The following is a 20,291-nucleotide window of genomic DNA, read 5'->3' as shown; positions in this document are numbered from 1 at the left end:
CGGAACTCAGCCCGGCGCGCCCTCGCGCACCACGTTCAACACTTCGTGGCAGGCGCCCATGGTGTGGTAGTCGGTCTTGCCGGCCGGGCTCTTCTCGTCGCTGTATTTGCGGTTGTCCGCGTCCAGGATGCGGAACCACCCGCCGTACTGGTGATCGACCAGGTGCTCCCACGAATAGGCCCACAGCTTGTCGTACCACCGCCAGTAGCGCGCCTCGCCGGTGCCCTGGGCCAGCAGCGCGGCCGCGGCCAGCGACTCGGCCTGCACCCAGAAGTACTTGTCGTCATCGCAGACGAAGCTGTCGCCACCGATCGGCGCGCCGTCCATGCCCGGCTGGCGGCGGGTCTCCGGCGCGAAGCCGTAGTACAGGCCACCGCGTGCCTCGTCCCAGGAACAGGCCACCGCGTTGTCGAACAGGTGCGCGGCGGTGGGCACCAGCCAGTCGGCATCGACGTGGCGGTCCAGGATCATCAGCAGCTTGGCCCATTCGGTCTGGTGGCCGGGCTGGAAACCCCACGGCCGGAACAGGTGCTTGGGGTTGTCCAGGTTGTAGTTCCAGTCGATGTTCCAGTCGGTGTCGTAGTGCTCCCAGACCAGACCGCCGGCCTTGGCGGCCTGCTTGCGGGTCATGTTGTCGGCCAGCTGCAGCGCGCGGTCCAGATAGCGCTGTTCGCCACTGGCCTCGAACGCGGCCAGCATCGCCTCGCACATGTGCATGTTGGCGTTCTGGCCACGGTAGCCGGTGAAGTTCCAGTTCGCGTCGGCCTCGTCGCGGTACAGGCCGTGCTGCGGTTCCCAGAAGTGACGCTCCAGCAGCTGCCAGGTCTCGTCCATCCACTCACGGCCCTGCTCGATCCCGGCCTTCAGCGCGCAGCTGTAGGCCAGCAGCACGAAGGCCACGCCGTAGCAGTGGTTCATGTCGTCCTCGACGGCGCCATCGCGCAGCGTCCAGGCATAGCCGCCGGTGGCCGGATTGCGGTGCACGTCGCGCAGGTAGGCCACCCCGTGCTTCACCGCCTCCAGGTACTCGGCATTGCCGTACTCGCGGAAGGCCATGGCGTAGTTGAAGACGAAGCGGGTGCTGCTGACCAGGTGACGGTGGCCGGCGTCATAGACGCTGCCGTCGTCACGGAAGTAGTGGAAGAAGCCGCCCTGCGGATCGATGCAGCGCGGGTGGTAGAAGGCCATCGTGTCGGCGATATGCGCGCGCAGGAAGGCCGGGGAGCGGAAGTCGGGCGTGGTGGTCATGCGAGGGCGTCCTGTTGCTGCAGCAGCTGCTGCACATCTTGCAGAGAAGGCATGGCGGCGAAGGCGCCCTTGCGGGTGACCGCCAGCGCGCCAACCGCGGCGGCAAAGCGCAAGGTGGCGGTGATGGCGTCGGCATCGGCGCAGAACTTGGCAAAGCCGCTGCCGGCCCCGCCACGCTCGGTCAGGCCGAACAGCACGCCGCCGACAAAGGCGTCACCGGCCGCGGTGGTGTCGACCGTCTTCACGGTGAAGCTCGGCACCACGCCCTGATCCTCGCGCGTGTACCAGCGCAATGCGCCGGCACCGTCGGTGACGATCACCCAGCGCGCCTGCGCGGCGAGCAGACGCTTGAGCACCTGCGCATCGCCATCGGCGCCGAGCGGCTGCGCCAGATAGTCCAGCTCCTCGCGCGAGAGCTTGATCAGGTCGGCGCGTTCCAGCGCCTGCCACAGCCACGGGGTCGGATCGACCTCGGCCGGCCACAGCGCCGGACGCAGGTTCAGATCCAGGCTGACCACCGCACCGGCGGCGCGGGCGCGGTCCATGCCGGCGAAGGTCGCCGCGGCGATGGCCGGCTCGGTCAGGCTGTTGGAGCAGACGTGGAAACAGGCGGTGTCGTCGAAACAGGCCGCGGTGAAGTGCTCGCTGCGGAACAGCAGGTCCGCCGCCGGGGGGCGGTAGAAACTGAAGCTGCGCTCGCCGTGGGCGTCCAGCGCGACAAACGCCAGCGCGGTCTTGGCCGCGTCGGTACGCACGATGCAGTCGGTCTGCACCCCGGCCTCGGCCAGGCTGTCGACCAGGAAGTCGCCAAACATGTCACGCCCGACCATGCCGGCGAAATGGCTGCGGGCGCCGAGCCGGGCCGCGGCCACGGCGACGTTGGCCGGCGCGCCGCCGGCGTACTGCAGGAACGCGCGCGGGGTGTCCGGCGAGGCCGGCGGCTGCGCTAGTAGATCGATCAAAATTTCGCCGAAACAAACAATCTTGCCCATCTGGCCTCAGCCTCCCTGGCTGTTGCCGACGCTGGAACGGGAACCGACCAGGCCGTAGAAAATGACATAGCCGTAGCACAGCAACGGCAATACGAAGGAATGGTGCACGCCGATACGGTCGGCCAGCAGGCCCTGCAGGAACGGCACCAGCGCGCCACCGACGATGGCCATGATCAGCAGGCTGGACGCCTTGTTGGTCAGCGGCCCCAGACGCTCGATGCCGAGCGCGAAGATGGTCGGGAACATGATCGAGTTGAACAGGCCGGTGGCCACCACCGAGTACAGCGCGACCTTGCCCTGGCTGCCCATGGTCAGGGCCAGCAGGCCCACGTTGACCAGCGCGAACAGGGCCAGCAGCTTGCGCGGCGAGAACCGCACCAGCAGCGCCGAGCCGGCGAAGCGGCCGACCATCGCCATGGTCCAGTACAGCGACACGTAGTGGGTGGCTTCCTGCTCGCTGAAGCCGCCGATGTTGGGCAGCGACAGATAGTTGACCAGGAAGCTGCCGATGGACACTTCGGCGCCGACGTAGAAGAAGATCGCCAGTACGCCGAACAGCAGGTGCCGATGGCGCAGCGCGTCGCCGTAGCTGTGGCGGGCGCTGTCGGCCTGCTCGCTGTTCTCGGTCAATGCCGGCAGGCGGAACAGGAACACGAACAGCGCCAGGGCAAACAGCGCGATACCCAGACCCAGGTACGGGCCCTGCACCGATTGTGCTTCGGCGGTGCGGTAGGCGACCTGTTCGGCCAGCGGCAGCACGGCCAGCTCGTCGGCGCTCTTGATGGTGTTGCCCAGGATCAGCAGGCCACCGAAGATCGGCGCGATCGCCGTGCCCAGCGAGTTCAGCGCCTGCGCCAGGGTCAGCCGGCTGGAGGCGGTGCGCTCGGGCCCGAGCAGCGCGACGTACGGGTTGGCCGCCACCTGCAGCACGGTGATGCCGGTGGCCAGCACGAACAGCGCGCCGAGGAAGGCGCCGTAAATGCGCAGTTCCGCCGCCGGCCAGAAGCCGAGCGCGCCGATCCCGGCGATCACCAGACCGGCGACGATGCCCTGCTTGTAGCCCAGCCGCGCGACCAGACGCCCGGCCGGGAGCGACATCAGGAAGTACGCGCCGAAGAAGGTGAACTGCACCAGCATCGCGCGGGCGTAGTTCAGTTCGAATACCGCCTTCAGGTGCGGGATCAGGATGTCATTGAGGCAGGTGAGAAAGCCCCACATGAAGAAGATGCTGGTGGCCACCCACAAGGCCATCCGCGTGTTGACCACGGGCGCGGACGATGCCCTGGACGGCAGCGGTGTTGATGGAATCGGCATGCGGTAAGCGCCTCTGCGGGTTGATGACGGGAAAGGAAAGGGATCAGGTCAAACGCGCTGCGCTGCTCTCGCGCACACGCAGCTGCACCGGGGCCACGGTGCGCATCGGTGCCGCGTCGGGGGTGTCCAGACGCTGCAGCAGCAACGCCGCGGCCTGCCGGCCACGTTCGCGCGGATCGGCAGTCAAGGTGGTCAGCGGCGGCACAGCCACCGCCGCCTCGGAGATATCGTCAAAACCGGTCACCGCGAAATCGGTACCGGGACGGATACCGCGCGAGGTCAGGCCCAGCATCAGCCCCAGCGCCACGGTGTCGTTGTAGCAGACCGCCGCCGTGGGCTTGTCCGAGCCTTCGAACAGCTCGCCGGTGCGTTCGGCCGCCTCCAGCCGGTTCGGTGCCGATTCGATCAGCCAGTGCGGACGCGCCGGCAATCCGGCTTCGGCCAGCGCCTGCTGGTAGCCCAGACGGCGCTGGGCGCAGGAGCTGGAGGCGCCATGGCCACCGAAAAACGCGATGTCGCGGTGCCCCTGTTCGATCAGATGGCGGGTCGCCAGGTAGGCGCCCTGCCGGTTGTCCAGGGTGAGGAAATCCCACGCGGCGCCGGGCAGTTCGCGGTTGAACAGCAGCACGTTGGCATTGACGCCCAGCACCTGCTGCAGCTGGGCGGTATCGCTGCCTTCGGCCGGGGACAGGATCAGCCCGGTCGGGGTGTGTTCCATCAGCGTGCTCAGCACCGCCTGCTGCCGTTTGGGCGATTCGCCGGTGCTGCCCAGCAGGGTCACATAGCCCTTGTCACCCAGCGCCTCGTCCACCCCGGAGGCGAACTCGGCGAAGAACGGATTGGACAGGTCGTTGATCACCAGCGCGATCGAGGACGAGGTGCGCCGGCGCAGATTGGCCGCAGTGCGGTTGTAGACGTAACGCTGGCGGCGCAGTTCGGCCTCCACCTTGGCACGGGTGTCCACATTGACCAGCGGACTGCCACGCAGCACCAGCGACACCGTCGCCCGCGACACCCCCACCGCCTGGGCGATGTCGGTGACGGTGACGGCGCGCTGGCCGGCTTTGCGGGCGCCGCTGCTGGCGCCGGAAGGAGAGTCGTTCATCGTGTCCGCGGGGGTGGCAGGGAGCGCCAAGCCTATAGGATCCTGAACACGACCTGTCGTGGCCGTGCCCCGCCCTCCGGTTCTGACGCCCCGGCGGCTCACTTCAGGACACTGCCCGGTGCGGCGCAGAACGAGACCGGCAGGTCGGAAACGGCCGTGCCCCAGCCCTGTTCCGGTGCCTGCGCGCCCAGTTCGAACGTCACCGTGCCGCCGCGCTGCAGGCGCTCCCAGTCCAGCCACACGGCCGGCTGCGGCTTGCCATCGACCTGCACACTCTGGATGTACTGCAGCGCGCGACCATCGGCGCCCGGCGCCAGCAGGTTCAGGGTGCGGCCGTTGCCCAGGGCGATCTGCGCCTTGCTGAAACGCGGGGTGTGCAGCAGGAACTCGCCGCTGCCCGGCACCGCCGGGTACAGGCCCAGCGCGCTGAACAGGTACCACGCCGACATCGTGCCCAGGTCGTCATTGCCGGTCACGCCGTTGGGCGCGTTGGTGAACAGCTGCTGCGCGGCGCGCACCACGGTGGCGGTCTTCCACGGCTGGCCGATCAGCGTGTACATCCACGGGGCATGCAGATCCGGCTCGTTGTTGGGGTTGTAGCGGAACTGGTTGTAGTAGCTGTAGGGGCCGACCACCCATTCCTTGCGCGCGGCGGTCAGCGGGGCCTTGAGCAGTTCGTCATAGGCGAAGAACGCATCCAGGCGCTTGCCGGCCTGCTCGCGACCATGCATCGCTTCGACCAGACCCGGCACGTCCTGCTGCGCCAGCCACTGGTACTGCCAGCCGGTGCCCTCATGGAAGCCGTGCTGCGAGCGCGGGCTGTAGTGGCCATTGGAGGGCGTGTACCAGTTGCCGTCCTCGCCACGCGGGCGCGGGAAACCACTGAAACCGGTCTCCTCGTCGCGCACCGTGGCATCCCACACCTTGCGCCAGTTGCGCCCGCGTTCGCGCAGCAGCGCCGCGTCGGCGTCATGGCCCAGACGGTCGGCCATGTGCGCCAGCGAGCAGTCGGCCAGCGCGTATTCCAGCGTCGCCGAGCCGCCGTGGTGCGGATCCACGTCCATGCCCTTGGAGGGGAAGGCGCGGTCGTAGGCCACGTAACCCTCGGCCTGGTAGCTGGCGTTGCCCGAACGGCCGGCCATGCGCGAATTGATCGGCGGCATCTCGAAGGCGTTGCGGCGCAGCGCGTCCCACGCCTCGTTCTCGCGGCCCTTGAGCGCACCGAATCGCCACAGGTCCACCAGGAACGGGGTGACCGGGTCGCCGGTCATGATGTTGGTTTCGAAGTTGGCGTAGCCCCAGCGCGGCAGCCAGCCGCCCTGTTCGTTGATCGCCAGCACGGTGCGGCCGATGTCGCGGGCCACCTGCGGCTGGGTCAGCGCCAGCCACTGGTTCTGCGAACGGTAGGTATCCCACAGCGAGAAGTACTCGTAGTAGGTCCAGCCGTCGGCGCGATGGATCGCATCGTCATAGCCACGGTAGCGGCCATCGGCATCGCTGCCGGTCATCGGCTGCAGCAGCGCGTGGTACAGCGCGGTGTACAGCACGGTGCGGTCGTCCTGGCTGCCACCATCGACCTTGACCCCGGCCAGCTGCTGGCGCCACTGCTGCTGCGACATCTCGCGCATGCGGTCGAAACCGATCAGCTTGCCGCCCTGCATGCCATCGGCACGCAGGTTGTTGCGCGCGCCTTCGGCATCGACGTGCGAGATCGCGGTGGTGGCGGTGACCGCGCGGCCGTCGGCCAGATCGAAGCTCAGCCAGGCGCCGTTGGGTTTGGCCTCGCCTTCCATGCTGTGGCGCGCACCCGGCAGGCCGCCGGCCTCGCCCCAGGTGCCATGGGCCTTGAACGGACGGTCGAACTCGACCCGGAACCAAGTGGTGTACTGGTGGCCGCCGCAGAAGCTCTTGGTGACCAGCTTGCCTTCCACCACGCGGTCGCCGACCACATCGATCACGCTGCCGATCACCGAATGGCGCTCGTTGGCCTGGCCGACGTTGACCAGCACCTGGCCTTCCTTCTGCCCGGCGGCGAAGGTGTAACGCTCGGCGGCGGCGCGGGTACGCGCGGTGGTTTCCACGTCGATGCCGCCGTAGCTGGTCAGGCGGACCTTGTAGTAGCCGGCCTGGCCGATCTCGCCGTCGTGGCTGTAGGTCGAGGCGTATTTCCTGTGGTCAAAGCTCTTGGCATCGGCGGTATCGAAATCGCCCCCGGGACCGATCGTGCCGGTCACCGGCAGCATGGAAACCTGGCCGCCCTGCTCCCAGCAACCGGCGCCGGAGATGAACGAGTGGCCGAAGCCGCGGATCTTCTCGTCGTCATAGCGCCAGCCGGAATAGTGGCTGCCGATCGGGCTGACCTGGATCAGACCAAACGGCGCCGACGCGCCCGGGAACGTGTTGCCGTCATCCTTGCTGCCGATGAAGGTGTTGACCTCGCGCTCCAGCGCGGTGGGCGCGGCCTGCAGCAGCGGCGCGAACGACAGCGCCAGCAGGCAGGCGACACCGGCAACGCGGCGACGGGCGGAACGGTCGAGGGGGGCAAGCGGCGATCGGCTCATGTGTGGATCCTGTGGGTCGATGTCGGTACGGCAAAAAGGGTGGCCCGGCGAACCGGGCCGCTGATACCCGACCCATCGGGGGATGGAGAGAGTGCCGGGATCAGTAAACGGATCAGGCCCGCAACGGCACCGCCCAACACCGGCATCACCGGGACTGGAAAAGCGTCATCACACGAACCTGTAAAGCAAGCAACGTGTTGATCAGACAGGGAAACCAAGCATGAAACAGTGCCGCCGCAGACAGCCGTGACTGCGTTTGCATCGCTCCAGATTCAGACCCTGATGAATTTAGATCGATCCAAGTAAACCGCGCAATTCCCGTATTTGCATTCTGCGGCGCAACATCCCGCCGCGACGACGGGCGCCGCCGCCCGTCCGGCGCTTGCCGATTCCCGGCCCGGCAGGGCTTGCGCATTTCCGCCCCGACCCGGCCATTTCGGCAATGGACAACGCGCCGCGCGGCAACGATCATTGCCGCCTTATTGCGCAGCAGCATGCACACAGCAAAGGGCTGTGCTAAAAAATCTACCACCAATAGTTTAGATCGATCCAAATCGACAAGTCACTACCGATCGAAAAATTTCAGGGAACCGCCACGTCCGGCACCACCGTCATCCGGGCCGAACGCGACGGCTTCACCGCGCTGTCCCCCCCCTGAATTTTTAGATCGATAAAAATTTTTTACACAAACACCGAATTCAATCCAGGAGAGGGAGAGAGCGCCATGAAACACAAATCACTGCTGCACAGCCGCGACACATTGTCCGCGGCGATCGCCACCGCACTGTTCGCCGTGGCCATGGTTCCGGCCAGCGCGTTCGCACAGGACGCCGCTGCCGATGCCACCACGCTCGACAGCGTCACCGTCACCGGCTACCGCTACGCGATCGAGAAGAGCCTGGAGCAGAAGCGCGACGCCAACGCCGTGGTCGAAGTGATCACCGCCGAAGACGTGGGCAAGTTCCCGGACAAGAACGTGGCCGACGCGCTGCAGCGCGTGCCGGGCGTGATCATCAGCCGCAGCGGTGGCGAAGGTAAGAACGTCAGCGTGCGCGGCCTGGCCTCGGACCTGACCCTGACCCAGCTCAACGGCAACTTCGTCGCCTCCTCGGAAACCAACAACGAAGCCTCGCGCTCGTTCAACTACACCCTGCTGCCGTCGAACATGCTCTCGGCCGCCGAGCTGTACAAGACCCCGGAAGCCCGCATCGACGAAGGCGGCATCGGCGGCACCGTGATCCTGCGCACCCGCCGTCCGCTGGACATGGAATCCAACTCCGGCTTCGCTTCGGTCGAGTACACCTCCTCCGATACCAGCAGCGGCGTCGACCCGCAGGCCTCGGCGATGTATTCCTGGCACAGCGATGACGAGCGTTTCGGCGTGCTGGTCGGCGCGACCAAGCAGAACCGCAACAACCGCAGCATGGAAGTCAGCACCGAAGACTGGCAGTGGTACAGCGACCGCGTCGATGGCAACGGCAACATCATCAACGACTTCGTCTGGAACCAGGCCGGCACGCCCAGCCACCGTCCGGTCGACGTCAACGGCAATCCGCTGAGCGGCGTCAACAAGTTCTGGGGCGCCTCGGGCATCTATGACCAGAACGGCGGCCACTACTCCGGCTTCTTCATGCCGACCTCGGTCAACTTCGCGGTCAAGGACGAGAAGCGTGAGCGCACCGGCGGCCAGCTGACGTTCCAGTTCAAGCCTGTCGACAACGTCACCATGACCGCCAACTACTTCCGCTTCGAGCTGGAAGGCAACTACACCCAGAACATGCTCAAGGTGCCGGAATGGAACCTGGCGCGCGTGGCCGGTGACGGCAACTGGGAAACCGGCCGCCTGCTCAACGGCTTCACCCTGGATCCGAGCGGCACCATCGTCACCGGTGCCGAATACGAGAAGCTGGCCGGCAAGACCTACATCTGCAGCGAAGACCAGGCGGCGGCCGCCGGCCTGCCGGGCGGCGGCTGGGGTCCGGACGACTGCACCGTGCCGACCCCGCAGCTGACCGGCACCTACAGCCGCGAGAAGGCGCTGTCGCAGACCGCCGACCTGTCCATCGACTGGGACATCAGCACGCTGTGGAAGGCCAGCTTCGGCGGCGGCCGCACCTGGTCCGAGGGTGGTCCGTCGATGAGCTTCCGCACCGCCGCCAAGCCGCGCCGCAAGGTCGATGGCCAGTGGCAGGCCGGCAACCAGTTCACCTCCTGGGACATCACCGGCACCCCGTCGGTGCAGTTCTCGCCGGACCTGCAGGACCAGCTGATGGCGGGCGTGGCCGAGATCGACACCGGCTCGACCGATTCGTCGTGGATGCAGACGAGCATGGAGCAGAACCACTTCCAGGCCGACTTCACCAAGCTGTTCGAGGCCGGCTGGCTGGATTCGATCCAATTCGGCACCAAGTACAGCGACAGCAAGATCCACCGCAACACCGGCAACACCTACTGGGTGTGCCCGGGTACCGATCCGAGCAACTACGACGACAACCGCTACCAGGCGGGCTGTGATCCGACCGCCGGCGACGCCCAGCCGGGCTTCTTCCTGTCCAAGCCGATCGGCAACATCGCCGGTGGTTTTGACGCCAACATCTTCCCGGGCATCAACTACCCGGCCTACATCGAGTACCTGAACAACAAGTACGGCGGCATGCACAACCGCCGCGAGTCGGACTTCGTCTACAACGTCGAAGAGAAGGTCAACTCCGGCTACTTCCAGGCCAACTTCCGTACCGAGCGCCTGCGCGGCAACGTCGGCCTGCGCGTGGCCCGCACCAAGCAGCACGCCGAGTCGAGCGATTCGGTCGAGCGTTTCAACGACTATTTCGCCGACAACGCCAGCGGTGCGCCGATGGCCTGTACCGATCCGGCCGCCGCCGGCCTGGTCGGTCACACCTGCGAAAGCGGTTTTGTGCGTCTGCCCGACGCGCTGGCCCGCGAGAAGAGCTACGTGATGGCCTCGCTGGACAAGACCTACACCGACATCCTGCCCAGCTTCAACATCGCCTGGGACATGACCGACAACGTGGTGCTGCGTGGCGCCGCCTCCAAGGTCATCGCCCGTCCGAGCTACACCTCCATCGCCTACCCGGGCGGCCTGACCTATTACTCGGAGGAGTACAGCAACGACCGTCGCGTCGCCGGCGGCGCGCCGAACCCGGGCTGGTACGGTTCGGGCAGCAACAAGGGCCTGGATCCGTTTGAAGCCATCCAGTACGACCTGAGCGTGGAGTGGTACTTCCAGCCGGGCGCCGTGGCCGGTCTGGGCGTGTTCCGCAAGGATGTGAAGAACTTCACCGTGCCGGTGGTGCGTGACCTGCAGATGTCGGTCGACGGCCAGACGGTGACCGTGCAGAACTACTCCACCCAGGCCAACGGCCGTGATGGCGTCTCGCAGGGTATCGAAGCGTACGGCCAGTACACCTTCGATTTCGGTCTGGGCTTCCAGGCCAACTACACCTACAACGACACCAACCTGGCTTCGGTGGAGATCGATGGCGAGAACATCGGCTCCTCGCCGCTGGTGGGCAGCGCCAAGAACCAGGCCAACTTCACCGTGTTCTACGAGAACAGCAAGTTCCTCGCGCGTGCCTCGTACAACCGCCGTGGTGAAATCGTCGGTGGCCTCAACAACGGCTTCACCTCCTACTCCGAGCCGTACGACCAGCTGGACCTCAACGCGGCCTACAACATCCGCGAGGACCTGACGGTGACCGCCTCGGTACTGAACGCCACCAAGTCCGAACAGCGCGTGCACCTGGGCAACGACACCAAGGCGCGCCTGCTGTCCAACAGCTACACCGGCCGCCAGCTGTACCTGGGCCTGAACTTCAAGTTCTAAGCCCCGGCTCCCGTACCTTCGGGTGCGGGACCTGCAACACCCGACAGCCGCGCTGGCTCCAGCGCGGCTGTTTTTTGCCGATCGCCTGCCGCGTGCCGATCGATACGGTGCGCCCGCGTGCTTACGTCAGCGGCGTCATCACCGCGGTCCGATAGGCCGGGCGCTGCTGCAGCCGTGCATACCAGGCGGCCAGATGCGGCAGCTCCGGGCGCTGGATGGGCATCTGGAACCACGCATAGGCGAAGGCCCCCAGCGGGATATCGCCCATCGCGAAGCGCTCGCCCGACAGCCATGGCCGCTGTGACAGTTCGGCATCGGCCAGCGCCAGCAGCTCGCCACAGCGCAGCAGCGCGGCGGCGATCCGCACTTCATCGCGATCGGCCGGCGCGGTACGCACCACGCCCCAGAACAGGTCGCGGAAGGCCACCGCGAAGCTCGAGCTGGTCCAATCCATCCACTTCTCGCTCTGCGCGCGTTCGGCCACCTCTTCCGGATACAGGCTGCCCAACGCATAGCGCGCGGCCAGATAGCGCACGATGGTGTTCGATTCCCACAGCGGCAGGCCGTGATCCTCGATCACCGGCACCAGACCGTTGGGATTCATCGCCCGGTATGCGGCCGTATGCGTGCCGCCAAAGGCGCCGCCGACCTCGATCGATTCATAGGGCAGGCCGATCTCCTCGACACACCACAGCACCTTGCGCACGTTGCTGGAATTGCGCCGTCCCCAGATTTTCAGCATCTGTGTCCCTCCCGTGGTGTGAGCGGCTCCCTCATGCCGGCGTTCAGCGCGCGCCCTTGCGCGGCAGCACCCGCACCGAGCTGGTCTTGCCTTCCTTCTTCAGCTCGAACAGGCCCACCGCCGCCAGCAGATCACTGAGCTTGCGGTAGCCGTAATTGCGCGAATCAAACGAGGCGCGGTTGGCGATCTGGTTGCCCACCGCGCTGAGCTTGGCCCAGCCCTGGTCATCGGCGGCCGCATCGATCGCACCGCGCAGCAGATTGAGCAGGCGGCTGTCACCGCGCAGCTCGTTGCCCGGCCGTGGCGTGATCGGTGCAGCCGGGGCCGGATCGCCGGTGGCGTCAGCCTCCGCCGGCGCCGCGGCCGCGGTGTGCGCCGTGGTGATCACCGGCTCCGGTTCGTCATTGCCCAGCGCTTCCAGGTAGGTGAACTTGGAACAGGCGTTGACGAAGGCCAGCGGCGTCTTCTGCTCGCCAAAACCATAGACCTTCACCCCGTCGGTCAGCAGCCGCATCACCAGCGGGGTGAAGTCGGCATCGCTGGAGACGATGGCAAAGCCGTCCAGGTTGCGCGCGTACAGCAGGTCCATCGCATCCACCACCATCGCCATGTCTGAGGCGTTCTTGCCCTTGGAATAGGCGAACTGCTGGATCGGCCGGATCGCGAACTCGTGCAGCACGCTCTCCCAGCCCTTGAGCCGCGGATTCTTCCAGTCGCCATAGGCGCGGCGCACATTGGCCACACCGAACGCGGCCACCTCGACCAGGATTTCATCGATCTTCGATGCCGGCGCGTTGTCGGCATCGATCAATACGGCGATACGCTTTTCAGGGTCGGACACGGCGCTGCTCCACGGCAATGGACGGCTCCCGAGTATCGACCATCGCCGGTTCACGCCCCATCAGTGCGATGATCGGCAGTGACTGTCGTCCCCACCCGGCCGGTCCGCCGGCCCCGACCGGAGTCCTGCATGTCGCGCGTTCCCCATCTTGTGGTCATCGGCGGCGGCTTTGCCGGTTTATGGGCCACCCGTGCGCTGGCCGGTGCACCGCTGCGGATCACCCTGGTCGACCGCCGCAACCACCACCTGTTCCAGCCGCTGCTGTACCAGGTGGCCACCGCCGGACTGTCGGCCCCCGATATCGCCGCGCCGCTGCGCCACATCCTGGGCCGCCAGCACAATGCCGAGGTCCGGCTGGGCGAGGTGGTGGCGATCGACAGGCAGGCCCGACAGGTGCGGCTGGGCGATGGCAGCCGGATCGGCTACGACCTGCTGGTCGTGGCCTGCGGCGCCACCCACGCCTACTTCGGCCATGACGAATGGGCCGCCGACGCGCCCGGACTGAAGACCCTCGACGACGCGCTGGCGCTGCGCCGCAAACTGCTGCTGGCCTTCGAACGTGCCGAGGCCGAACCGGACCCGGCGCGCAAAGCCGCCTGGCTGAGTTTCGCCATCGTCGGCGGCGGCCCCACCGGCGTCGAGCTGGCCGGCACCCTGGCCGAGATCGCCCGCCACACCCTGAAAAACGAGTTCCGCCACATCGATCCGGCCGCGGCCAAGGTCCGGCTGGTCGAAGCCGGGCCACGGGTGCTGTCCAGCTTTCCGGAGCCGCTCTCGCTCAAGGCGCGGCGGCAGCTGGAGAAACTCGGCGTGGAGGTGCTCACCGGCGCCGCCGTCACCTCAATCGATGACCACGGCTTCACGTGGGGCGACACCCATATTCCGGCCCGCACGGTAGTCTGGGCCGCCGGCGTGGCCGCCTCGCCGCTGGCACGGACCCTGGAGGTAGCGCTGGACCGCGCCGGGCGCGTACGGGTGCAGCCGGACCTGACCGTCCCCGGCCATCCGGAGATCTTCGTCGCCGGGGATCTGGCGGCAATTCAGCAAGACGATGGCCGTCCGGTTCCGGGCGTGGCACCGGCGGCCAAGCAGATGGGCAGCTACCTGGCCACGGTCATCCAGGCGCGACTGCGCCATGCGCCGGCACCGGCGCCTTTCCACTACCGCGACCAAGGCAACCTCGCCACGATCGGGCGCATGGCCGCCATCGTGCATCTGGGCCGGCTGCAGCTGTCGGGCGTGCTGGCGTGGTGGTTCTGGCTGGCGGCGCACGTGGTGTTCCTGATCGGCTTCCGCAACCGGCTGGTGGTGCTGCTGAACTGGGCGGTGGCGTACTGGAGCTACCAGCGCGGCGCACGGATCATCTTCGGCGATGCCGACAGCGGTGCCGGAGATGAAGCCACACCGCCGTTCGCCGGGATGCATGCCGGCGATCGGCCGCATACCGATGCGCCGCCGTAAACCGCGGGCATCGGCATGCGGCTCACAACCGGCGGAAACGGCAAAGGCCCGGAATCCCGGGCCTTTGCCTTGTCACGCCGATATCGCTCCGCTCAGGCGGCGAACAGCGCCTTCATCTTCTTCAGCGCATTGGCCTCGATCTGGCGGATGCGTTCAGCCGACACGCCGTATTCGTCGGCCAGCTCCTGCAGCGTCACCTTGCAGTCGGCATCGAGCCAACGGCGGGCGATGATGTCACGCGAACGCTCATCCAGCTTGGACAGGCCTTCGCGCAACAGCTGCATCTGGTTGTCTTCGCTGTCCTCGCGCTCATAGGCCTGCGACGGATCTTCCTCGCGTGCCACCAGATAGGCTGCTGGCGACGGCGGCGCGTGGTCATTGTCATCATCCGTGGGGGCATCGAAACCGATGTCACGGCCGGACAGACGCGATTCCATCTCCATCACTTCGCGCTCGGACACGTTCAGGTCCTTGGCCACGGCGCTGACTTCAGCCGCGTTCAACCAGCCCAGACGGGTCTTGGACTTGCGCAGGTTGAAGAACAGCTTGCGCTGCGCCTTGGTCGTGGCGACCTTCACGATGCGCCAGTTCTTGAGGATGAACTCGTGCATCTCGGCACGGATCCAATGCACGGCGAAGGACACCAGCCGCACACCCATGTCCGGGTCGAAACGCTTCACCGCCTTCATCAGGCCGATGTTGCCTTCCTGGATCAGATCACCCAGCTGCAGGCCGTAACCGTTGTAGCCACGGGCCACGTGCACGACGAAACGCAGGTGCGAATGCACCAGTTCGCGGGCGGCGTCCAGATCCTGCGCATCACGGAAACGACGCGCCAGTTCCTGCTCGTCATCGACCGACAGCACCGGAATCTGGTGCACGGCACCGATGTAGGCGTCCAGCGAACCGAGCGCACTGGGAATCGGGAGATTGTTTGCCACAAGGGCAGTAGAGGTGTTCTGGCTCATAGGACCTCATCTTAGCAGTCGGACTATTGGACTGCTGAGTACAGAAAAAGTTCCAGCGTTCTGTTTTTGTCGCAAAACTCACAGTAAAAGCTGAATGGGCGACCGCGACGCAGGAGCATTCCAACAGGTCCTACCGTAGCAAAGCCAACGCCACCGCGATATGACAGGCATCAAGGAGATTCAGACAGCAGTGAACCCGGCTTCCAGCACCTGGCGCGATGGCAGACCCCAGTCGACCGGGCCCAGCCCGCGCCGCTGCAGGTAGTCATTGGCCTGGGAGAAGTGACGGCAGCCGAGGAAGCCGCGATGCGCCGACAACGGCGACGGATGCGGCGCCTTGAGCACGCGGTGGCGGCGGGTGTCGATGACCTTGCCCTTCTGCTGGGCGTAGGCGCCCCACAGCAGGAATACCAGCCCCTCGCGCTCGCGGTTGAGCACATCCACCACGTGATCGGTGAATCCTTCCCAGCCGCGGCCCTGGTGCGCGCCGGCCTTGCCCTCTTCCACCGTGAGCACGGCGTTGAGCAGCAGCACGCCCTGGCGCGCCCACGGCAGCAGACAGCCGTGGTCCGGGCGCGGAATGCCCAGATCGGCCTCGATCTCTTTATAGATGTTGAGCAGCGAGGGCGGCACCGGCACGCCCGGCGGCACCGAAAAGCTCAGGCCATGGGCCTGGCCATAGCCGTGATACGGGTCCTGGCCCAGCACCACCACCTTGACCTGCTCGAACGGCGTGGCCTCGAACGCGGCAAAGATCTGCGGCCCGGGAGGAAACACCTGCGCGCCGGCGGCCTTGCGCTGGCGCAGGAACGCGGCCAGCTCGCGCATGTCCGGGCGCAGCAGCCAGTCGCCGATCCTGGCCTTCCAGCTGGATTCAAGCTGGATCGGCGCAGATGCCGCTTCGCTCACAGCACCACGACCGGCTGGGAAAGCCGTGCCAGTCGCAGCTGGAACAGCACCTTGGTCACCAGCAGGCGTTCTTCCACCGGTTTCTGCACCAGATCATTGGCACCGGACTGCAGCAGCGCCGACTGGTTGTGCGGATTGCTGTCGCCGGTCATCACCAGCACCGGCAGACGGCGCTTGCCATAGCCGAAATCGACGCGGATGCGCTCGACCACGTCGCCCCCGTTGAGCTCGCCCTTGAGGGTGACGTCGGTCAGCACCAGGTCGATGCGACGCACGGTGCGGCCCAGCGATTCGGCCGTCAGCAGCGAGAACGCGTCCTCGGCGGTAAGCACATGCACCACCTGCAGGTCGTGGCGTTCGAGCATGCGCTTGGTCGCCTCGGCCACCACCCGGCTGTCTTCCACGTACAGCACAGTGGCGCCGGGCACCGGCTCAGGCTGCACATAGCCGCGGATGAAGGTCGCCAATGCCTCGTGGCCCAGCGATTTGTCGAAATAGTCGGTGACGAACTCGGTGAAACGGCGCTGTTCCAGATGCTGCTGGGCATCGCCGGAGACCACGATCACCGGCACATACGCCTGCCCCGCGGTTTCGCGCACGCTGCGCGCCAACGCCAGGCCATCGCCATCGGGCAACGCCAGCGACGTGGTGACCAGATGCACCGGGCCGGCGGCCAATGCCTCGCGGGCCTCGGCGATGCTCGCGCAGCCGATGACATCCACATCCGGCAGCTCGCGCTTGAGCACATCGGAAATCAGCCGGCGGACCAGCTTGGAACCATCGACCACCATCACCCGCGGGGCGTCACTGATCAGATGTTTAAGTTCTTGCGCTCGCATGCGGGCCTCAGGTCTCGGTCGGGCGAGTCTGCCTGAGGAAGTGGCCGGTCACCAGCCATGCCCCCAGCCAACCCAGGATCGTCGTCGCCACCAGCACCATCACCGAATGGAACAGATCCAGCCCATGCAGCACGAACGGGCTGCCATAACTTTGAGAAAGCGCGGCCAGCGGCGGCCGCAGCGCCAGCCCGCAGACGCCGATCAACGCCAGCGCGACCAGCCCGGCACCCAGTCCGTACCACGCGCCCAGATAGACAAACGGGCGGCGGATGAAGCCGTCACTGGCGCCGAGCAGCTGCAGCACGCCGATCTCCTCGCGGCGGGCCTGGATATCCAGCCGCACGGTATTGCCGACCACCAGCGCCGCGCCCAGCCCGAGCAACAGCGACAGCACCTGCACCAGCCGCGCGCCGAAGTCCAGCCAGCCGTCCAGCCGTTGCCGCCACAGTGCATCGTGTTGGACCAGATCGGCCTGCGGCAGCGCCTCCAGTGACTTGGCCAACGCTGCATCATCGCCATGGGCGGGGGTGACGATCAGCAAGGTCGGCAACGGATTGTCGCCCAGCGCATCGATCGCCTCGCCCAGCCCGGCGCTGTGGCGCAGCTCGGCCAATCCTTCATCGGGCGAACGCACCACCACCTGCGCCACATCGGCGCGGCCGCGCAGCGACTGCACCACGGCCTGCGTGGCGGCTGCATCCAGATCCGGCTTCAGGAACAGGTTGATGTCGCGCGACTGCTGCACGCTGCCGGAAAAATGCTTGAGGTTGTCCAGGGCGATGGACAGGCCCAGCGGCAATGCCAATGCCAGCGCCATGACCGCCACCGTCAGCAGGGTCGCCCATGGCTTGCGCAGTGCACGGCCGAGGCTGAACACCACACTGTGCAGGTGATGGCTGATCCAGATCCCCAGCCGCGAGGGCGCGGCCACTGCGCTGTTGGCGGGCTTGTTGGGGGTACGTACGCTCATTCGGCCAGGTCCTGCGGCGAAATGTCATCGACCAGACGGCCGTGATCGAGGATCAACACGCGCTTGCGCATCTGTTTGAGCAGGGCCAGGTCATGGCTGACCACCAGCACGCTGGTGCCACGCGCCGGCAGTTCGGCGAACAAGGTCATGATTTCCGCCGCCAGTGCCGGATCCAGATTGCCGGTCGGCTCATCGGCCACCAGCAGCCTGGGTTCGGCCACGATCGCGCGGGCGATGCCCACGCGCTGTTGCTCACCGGCCGACAGCTGCGTGGGCAGGGCCTTCTCGCGATGCCCCAGGCCCATCCGCTCCAGCACCGAGCGCACGCGCTTGTCCGCATCGGCGCGACGATCACCGCGCAGGATCAACGGCAAGGCGACGTTCTCGCCGACGCTGCGGTCGGTCAGCAGGCGGTGATCCTGATAGACCGCGCCGACCTGGCGCCGGTGCAGGGCGACCTTGCCGCCGCGCACCTTCAGCAGATTGCGCTCAGCGAACAAAACCGCGCCGCGCGTGGGGCGCTCGCTCAGGTGGATCAGCTTGAGCAGGGTGCTTTTGCCTGCCCCCGAATGCCCGGTGACGAACAGCATTTCGCCGGCGGCCACCTCGAAGCTGACATCCACCAGCGCCGGATGGCCACCGGCATAGTGTTTAGTGACATTGTCAAAACGCAGGACGCTCATGCGGCGATTATGCCGGAGCGCGGCCCGCGTGCGCCGCCGCACTGCGAGGCGGCGCGGAGACCGCGACGATCAGCTGCCCGACAACATGCGGCGGATCTTGCGGCCCAGCCGGGTCAGGAACGAATCGGCCTCGTTGCCCGCCGTGCGCATCGGCTTGGCCGGCACGTGGGTGGGACCATTGGTCGAGGGCGCGGCGGCTGGCGCGCCCTCGGCGCCTTCGACCGGACGGCCATGACGGCGACGGCGACGCTTGCGCGGCGCGCGCTCACCTTCCACGGTCGGGCTGTCGCTCGCCGACGGCGCCTCCACGGCGGCCGGACGCGGCGGCCTGGGCGCGGCATCGACCGCCTTGTGCTCACCCTCCACGCGCGGCTTGCGCGGTGGGCGCGGCTTGCCATCGGCACCACGGCTGCCCCCCGGCTTGCCATCACGACCACCGCGACGGGCCTCGTCGGCCGCCTTCTGCTCGCGGGCCTCGCGGAAAATCGCACCCACGCTTTCCTCGGCCTCGCCTTCGGGCAGCGGCGCGCGTTCCGGACGCGGCAGCGCGGTCATCAGCTCGCTGGTCACCGCTTCAACCGGAATCTTCTGCTCGATATAGGCCTCGATGTCCGGCAGACCCATCGCATAGCGCTCGCAGGCGAAGCTGATCGCATCGCCCTCCTCGCCCAGACGCGCGGTGCGGCCGATGCGATGCACGTAGTCTTCGGCGTCGAACGGCAGGTCGTAGTTGTAGACGTACTTGATGCCATCGATATGCAGACCGCGCGCGGCCACATCGGTGGCCACCAGCACTTCCAGCTGGCCGGCCTGGAACCGCTTGAGCAGGCTTTCGCGCTTTTTCTGCGGCACGTCACCGGACAGCACACCGACGCGGTAACCGGCTTTTTCCAGCGCACGGGCGACGCGCTCGACAAACACCTTGGTATTGACGAACACCATGGTGCGGGCGCCTTCACTGCGCGACAGCAGGCCGATCAGCAGCGGCAGCTTTTCCTCGTCGGCCGGGAAGTAGATGCGCTGGCGCACGCGGTCGGCGGTGATGCTTTCGGTCTCCACCACCAGCTTCTGCGGCTCGTTCATGTGCTCGTAGGCCAGCTCCAGCACGCGGTGGCTCAAGGTGACGCTGAACAGCAGGGTCTGGCGCGTGGTGCGCTCGGGCATGCGCCGCAGCAGGAAGCGGATGTCCTTGATGAAGCCCAGGTCGAACATGCGGTCGGCTTCGTCCAGCACGCAGATCTCGCAGGCGTGCAGCGAGACCACCTTGTGCTGCTTGACGTAGTCGATCAGGCGGCCGGGTGTGGCGATGATCACGTCCACGCCCTGCTGCAGCAGCTCGCGCTGCTTGTCGTAGTCCACACCGCCGTAGACCAGCGCAAAGCGCAGCCCGGTGTCGGCGGTGAACTTCATCGCGTCCTTGTGGATCTGGATCGCCAGCTCGCGGGTCGGCGCCAGGATCAGCGCGCGCGGGTCTTCCGGCTTGCGGTCGGCCAGCGCCGGACGGGTCAGCAGGCGGTTGCACACCGCCACCAGGAAGGCCAGCGTCTTGCCGGTGCCGGTCTGCGCCTGGCCGGCCACATCGCCGCCGGGCAAGGCCACCGGCAGGGTCAGCGCCTGGATCGGGGTACAGCGGGTGAAGCCAGCTCCTTCAAGGCCTGCCACCAGCGAGGGCTGCAGGTCGAAGGAGGAAAACGTCACATCGGTCAGCGGTTTGTCGCTCATTATTCTGTCTTTGTTGTGCCGGCCGGCCAAGGTGGCCGGGCAGCTTGCATCGATTCGGGTGCCGTCGCACACTGCGGCCCCTGCGCCGGGTC

At 66.8% G+C, this 20,291-nt stretch carries 16 protein-coding genes; 2 read left to right on the top strand and 14 right to left on the bottom strand.

What is annotated here, in order from left to right; all coding sequences use genetic code 11:
• Nucleotides 1–6: 6 nt before the first annotated feature.
• The 6 genes from ARC78_RS10565 to ARC78_RS16620 form a co-directional block, all read right to left on the bottom strand.
• Nucleotides 7–1,248 carry an AGE family epimerase/isomerase gene (locus tag ARC78_RS10565; RefSeq protein ID WP_054660768.1) on the bottom strand — a complete coding sequence of 414 codons (1,242 nt, stop codon included), beginning with the start codon at nucleotides 1,246–1,248 and terminating at the stop codon, nucleotides 7–9.
• Nucleotides 1,245–2,240 (bottom strand): carbohydrate kinase family protein, encoded by a 996-nt coding sequence (locus ARC78_RS10560; RefSeq protein WP_057506263.1) that lies wholly within the window; start codon nucleotides 2,238–2,240, stop codon nucleotides 1,245–1,247. The genes ARC78_RS10565 and ARC78_RS10560 overlap by 4 nt, the downstream gene beginning before the upstream one ends.
• A gap of 6 nt (nucleotides 2,241–2,246) precedes the next feature.
• On the bottom strand, nucleotides 2,247–3,491 hold the full coding sequence (gene fucP / locus ARC78_RS10555; RefSeq protein ID WP_241772726.1) for an L-fucose:H+ symporter permease: 1,245 nt from the start codon (nucleotides 3,489–3,491) through the stop codon (nucleotides 2,247–2,249).
• 106 nt (nucleotides 3,492–3,597) lie between these two features.
• A complete protein-coding gene (locus ARC78_RS10550) occupies nucleotides 3,598–4,659 on the bottom strand; it encodes a LacI family DNA-binding transcriptional regulator (protein WP_054659882.1) in 1,062 nt (353 codons plus the stop codon).
• A 98-nt stretch (nucleotides 4,660–4,757) separates the two neighbouring features.
• The gene (locus ARC78_RS10545; protein WP_057506261.1) at nucleotides 4,758–7,220 is read right to left on the bottom strand and encodes a GH92 family glycosyl hydrolase; all 2,463 of its coding nucleotides are present in this window, start codon (nucleotides 7,218–7,220) and stop codon (nucleotides 4,758–4,760) included.
• Nucleotides 7,221–7,365: 145 nt separating this feature from the next.
• Complete coding sequence (locus tag ARC78_RS16620; RefSeq protein WP_145974319.1) at nucleotides 7,366–7,716, bottom strand: hypothetical protein; 351 nt, start codon at nucleotides 7,714–7,716, stop codon at nucleotides 7,366–7,368.
• Nucleotides 7,717–7,944: 228 nt separating this feature from the next.
• On the opposite strand from ARC78_RS16620, the gene ARC78_RS10540 reads away from it, so the two are divergent.
• Nucleotides 7,945–11,064, top strand: coding sequence for a TonB-dependent receptor (locus tag ARC78_RS10540; protein ID WP_054659614.1), 3,120 nt, complete (start codon nucleotides 7,945–7,947; stop codon nucleotides 11,062–11,064).
• Between the two features lie 121 nt (nucleotides 11,065–11,185).
• On the opposite strand, the gene ARC78_RS10535 is transcribed toward ARC78_RS10540, so the two are convergent.
• Both ARC78_RS10535 and ARC78_RS10530 read right to left on the bottom strand, forming a co-directional pair.
• Complete coding sequence (locus tag ARC78_RS10535; protein WP_054659612.1) at nucleotides 11,186–11,806, bottom strand: glutathione S-transferase family protein; 621 nt, start codon at nucleotides 11,804–11,806, stop codon at nucleotides 11,186–11,188.
• A gap of 43 nt (nucleotides 11,807–11,849) precedes the next feature.
• Entirely contained in the window at nucleotides 11,850–12,647 is a 798-nt protein-coding gene (locus ARC78_RS10530; RefSeq protein ID WP_057506279.1) for an NYN domain-containing protein, read from the bottom strand.
• Nucleotides 12,648–12,776: 129 nt separating this feature from the next.
• Here ARC78_RS10530 and ARC78_RS10525 point away from each other — a divergent pair, with 129 nt between their 5' ends.
• A complete protein-coding gene (locus ARC78_RS10525) occupies nucleotides 12,777–14,108 on the top strand; it encodes an NAD(P)/FAD-dependent oxidoreductase (protein WP_057506260.1) in 1,332 nt (443 codons plus the stop codon).
• Nucleotides 14,109–14,200: 92 nt separating this feature from the next.
• Here the strand turns inward: ARC78_RS10525 and rpoH are convergent, their stop codons facing one another.
• From rpoH to rhlB, 6 genes are all read right to left on the bottom strand, one after another.
• Entirely contained in the window at nucleotides 14,201–15,076 is an 876-nt protein-coding gene (gene rpoH, locus ARC78_RS10520) for an RNA polymerase sigma factor RpoH (RefSeq protein ID WP_054659476.1), read from the bottom strand.
• A gap of 180 nt (nucleotides 15,077–15,256) precedes the next feature.
• On the bottom strand, nucleotides 15,257–15,985 hold the full coding sequence (gene ung / locus ARC78_RS10515; RefSeq protein WP_054659478.1) for a uracil-DNA glycosylase: 729 nt from the start codon (nucleotides 15,983–15,985) through the stop codon (nucleotides 15,257–15,259).
• On the bottom strand, nucleotides 15,982–16,824 hold the full coding sequence (locus ARC78_RS10510; RefSeq protein ID WP_054659480.1) for a response regulator: 843 nt from the start codon (nucleotides 16,822–16,824) through the stop codon (nucleotides 15,982–15,984). Before ARC78_RS10510 ends, ung begins: the two co-directional genes overlap by 4 nt.
• Before the next feature lie 7 nt (nucleotides 16,825–16,831).
• Entirely contained in the window at nucleotides 16,832–17,794 is a 963-nt protein-coding gene (gene ftsX, locus ARC78_RS10505; protein WP_054659482.1) for a permease-like cell division protein FtsX, read from the bottom strand.
• A complete protein-coding gene (ftsE, locus tag ARC78_RS10500; RefSeq protein WP_054659484.1) occupies nucleotides 17,791–18,477 on the bottom strand; it encodes a cell division ATP-binding protein FtsE in 687 nt (228 codons plus the stop codon). The genes ftsX and ftsE overlap by 4 nt, the downstream gene beginning before the upstream one ends.
• Nucleotides 18,478–18,546: 69 nt before the next feature.
• A complete protein-coding gene (rhlB, locus tag ARC78_RS10495) occupies nucleotides 18,547–20,199 on the bottom strand; it encodes an ATP-dependent RNA helicase RhlB (protein WP_057506259.1) in 1,653 nt (550 codons plus the stop codon).
• Nucleotides 20,200–20,291: the final 92 nt, after the last annotated feature.

Source organism: Stenotrophomonas pictorum JCM 9942 (genome assembly GCF_001431585.1).
GTDB classification, from domain to species: Bacteria; Pseudomonadota; Gammaproteobacteria; order Xanthomonadales; family Xanthomonadaceae; genus Stenotrophomonas; species Stenotrophomonas pictorum.
The sequence above is the reverse complement of the archived record's forward strand: the minus strand, read 5'-3'. Positions and strand labels throughout refer to the sequence as shown.

Bases quoted from the DNA above. Each gene is read 5' to 3' on its own strand.
- ARC78_RS10565 (WP_054660768.1), bottom strand. From the start codon at position 1,248: ATGACCACCACGCCCGACTTCCGCTCCCCGGCCTTCCTGCGCGCGCAT.
- ARC78_RS10560 (WP_057506263.1), bottom strand. From the start codon at position 2,240: ATGGGCAAGATTGTTTGTTTCGGCGAAATTTTGATCGATCTACTAGCG.
- fucP (WP_241772726.1), bottom strand. From the start codon at position 3,491: ATGGCCTTGTGGGTGGCCACCAGCATCTTCTTCATGTGGGGCTTTCTC.
- ARC78_RS10550 (WP_054659882.1), bottom strand. From the start codon at position 4,659: ATGAACGACTCTCCTTCCGGCGCCAGCAGCGGCGCCCGCAAAGCCGGC.
- ARC78_RS10545 (WP_057506261.1), bottom strand. From the start codon at position 7,220: ATGAGCCGATCGCCGCTTGCCCCCCTCGACCGTTCCGCCCGTCGCCGC.
- ARC78_RS16620 (WP_145974319.1), bottom strand. From the start codon at position 7,716: ATGCTGCTGCGCAATAAGGCGGCAATGATCGTTGCCGCGCGGCGCGTT.
- ARC78_RS10540 (WP_054659614.1), top strand. From the start codon at position 7,945: ATGAAACACAAATCACTGCTGCACAGCCGCGACACATTGTCCGCGGCG.
- ARC78_RS10535 (WP_054659612.1), bottom strand. From the start codon at position 11,806: ATGCTGAAAATCTGGGGACGGCGCAATTCCAGCAACGTGCGCAAGGTG.
- ARC78_RS10525 (WP_057506260.1), top strand. From the start codon at position 12,777: ATGTCGCGCGTTCCCCATCTTGTGGTCATCGGCGGCGGCTTTGCCGGT.
- rpoH (WP_054659476.1), bottom strand. From the start codon at position 15,076: ATGAGCCAGAACACCTCTACTGCCCTTGTGGCAAACAATCTCCCGATT.
- ARC78_RS10510 (WP_054659480.1), bottom strand. From the start codon at position 16,824: ATGCGAGCGCAAGAACTTAAACATCTGATCAGTGACGCCCCGCGGGTG.
- ftsX (WP_054659482.1), bottom strand. From the start codon at position 17,794: ATGAGCGTACGTACCCCCAACAAGCCCGCCAACAGCGCAGTGGCCGCG.
- ftsE (WP_054659484.1), bottom strand. From the start codon at position 18,477: ATGAGCGTCCTGCGTTTTGACAATGTCACTAAACACTATGCCGGTGGC.
- rhlB (WP_057506259.1), bottom strand. From the start codon at position 20,199: ATGAGCGACAAACCGCTGACCGATGTGACGTTTTCCTCCTTCGACCTG.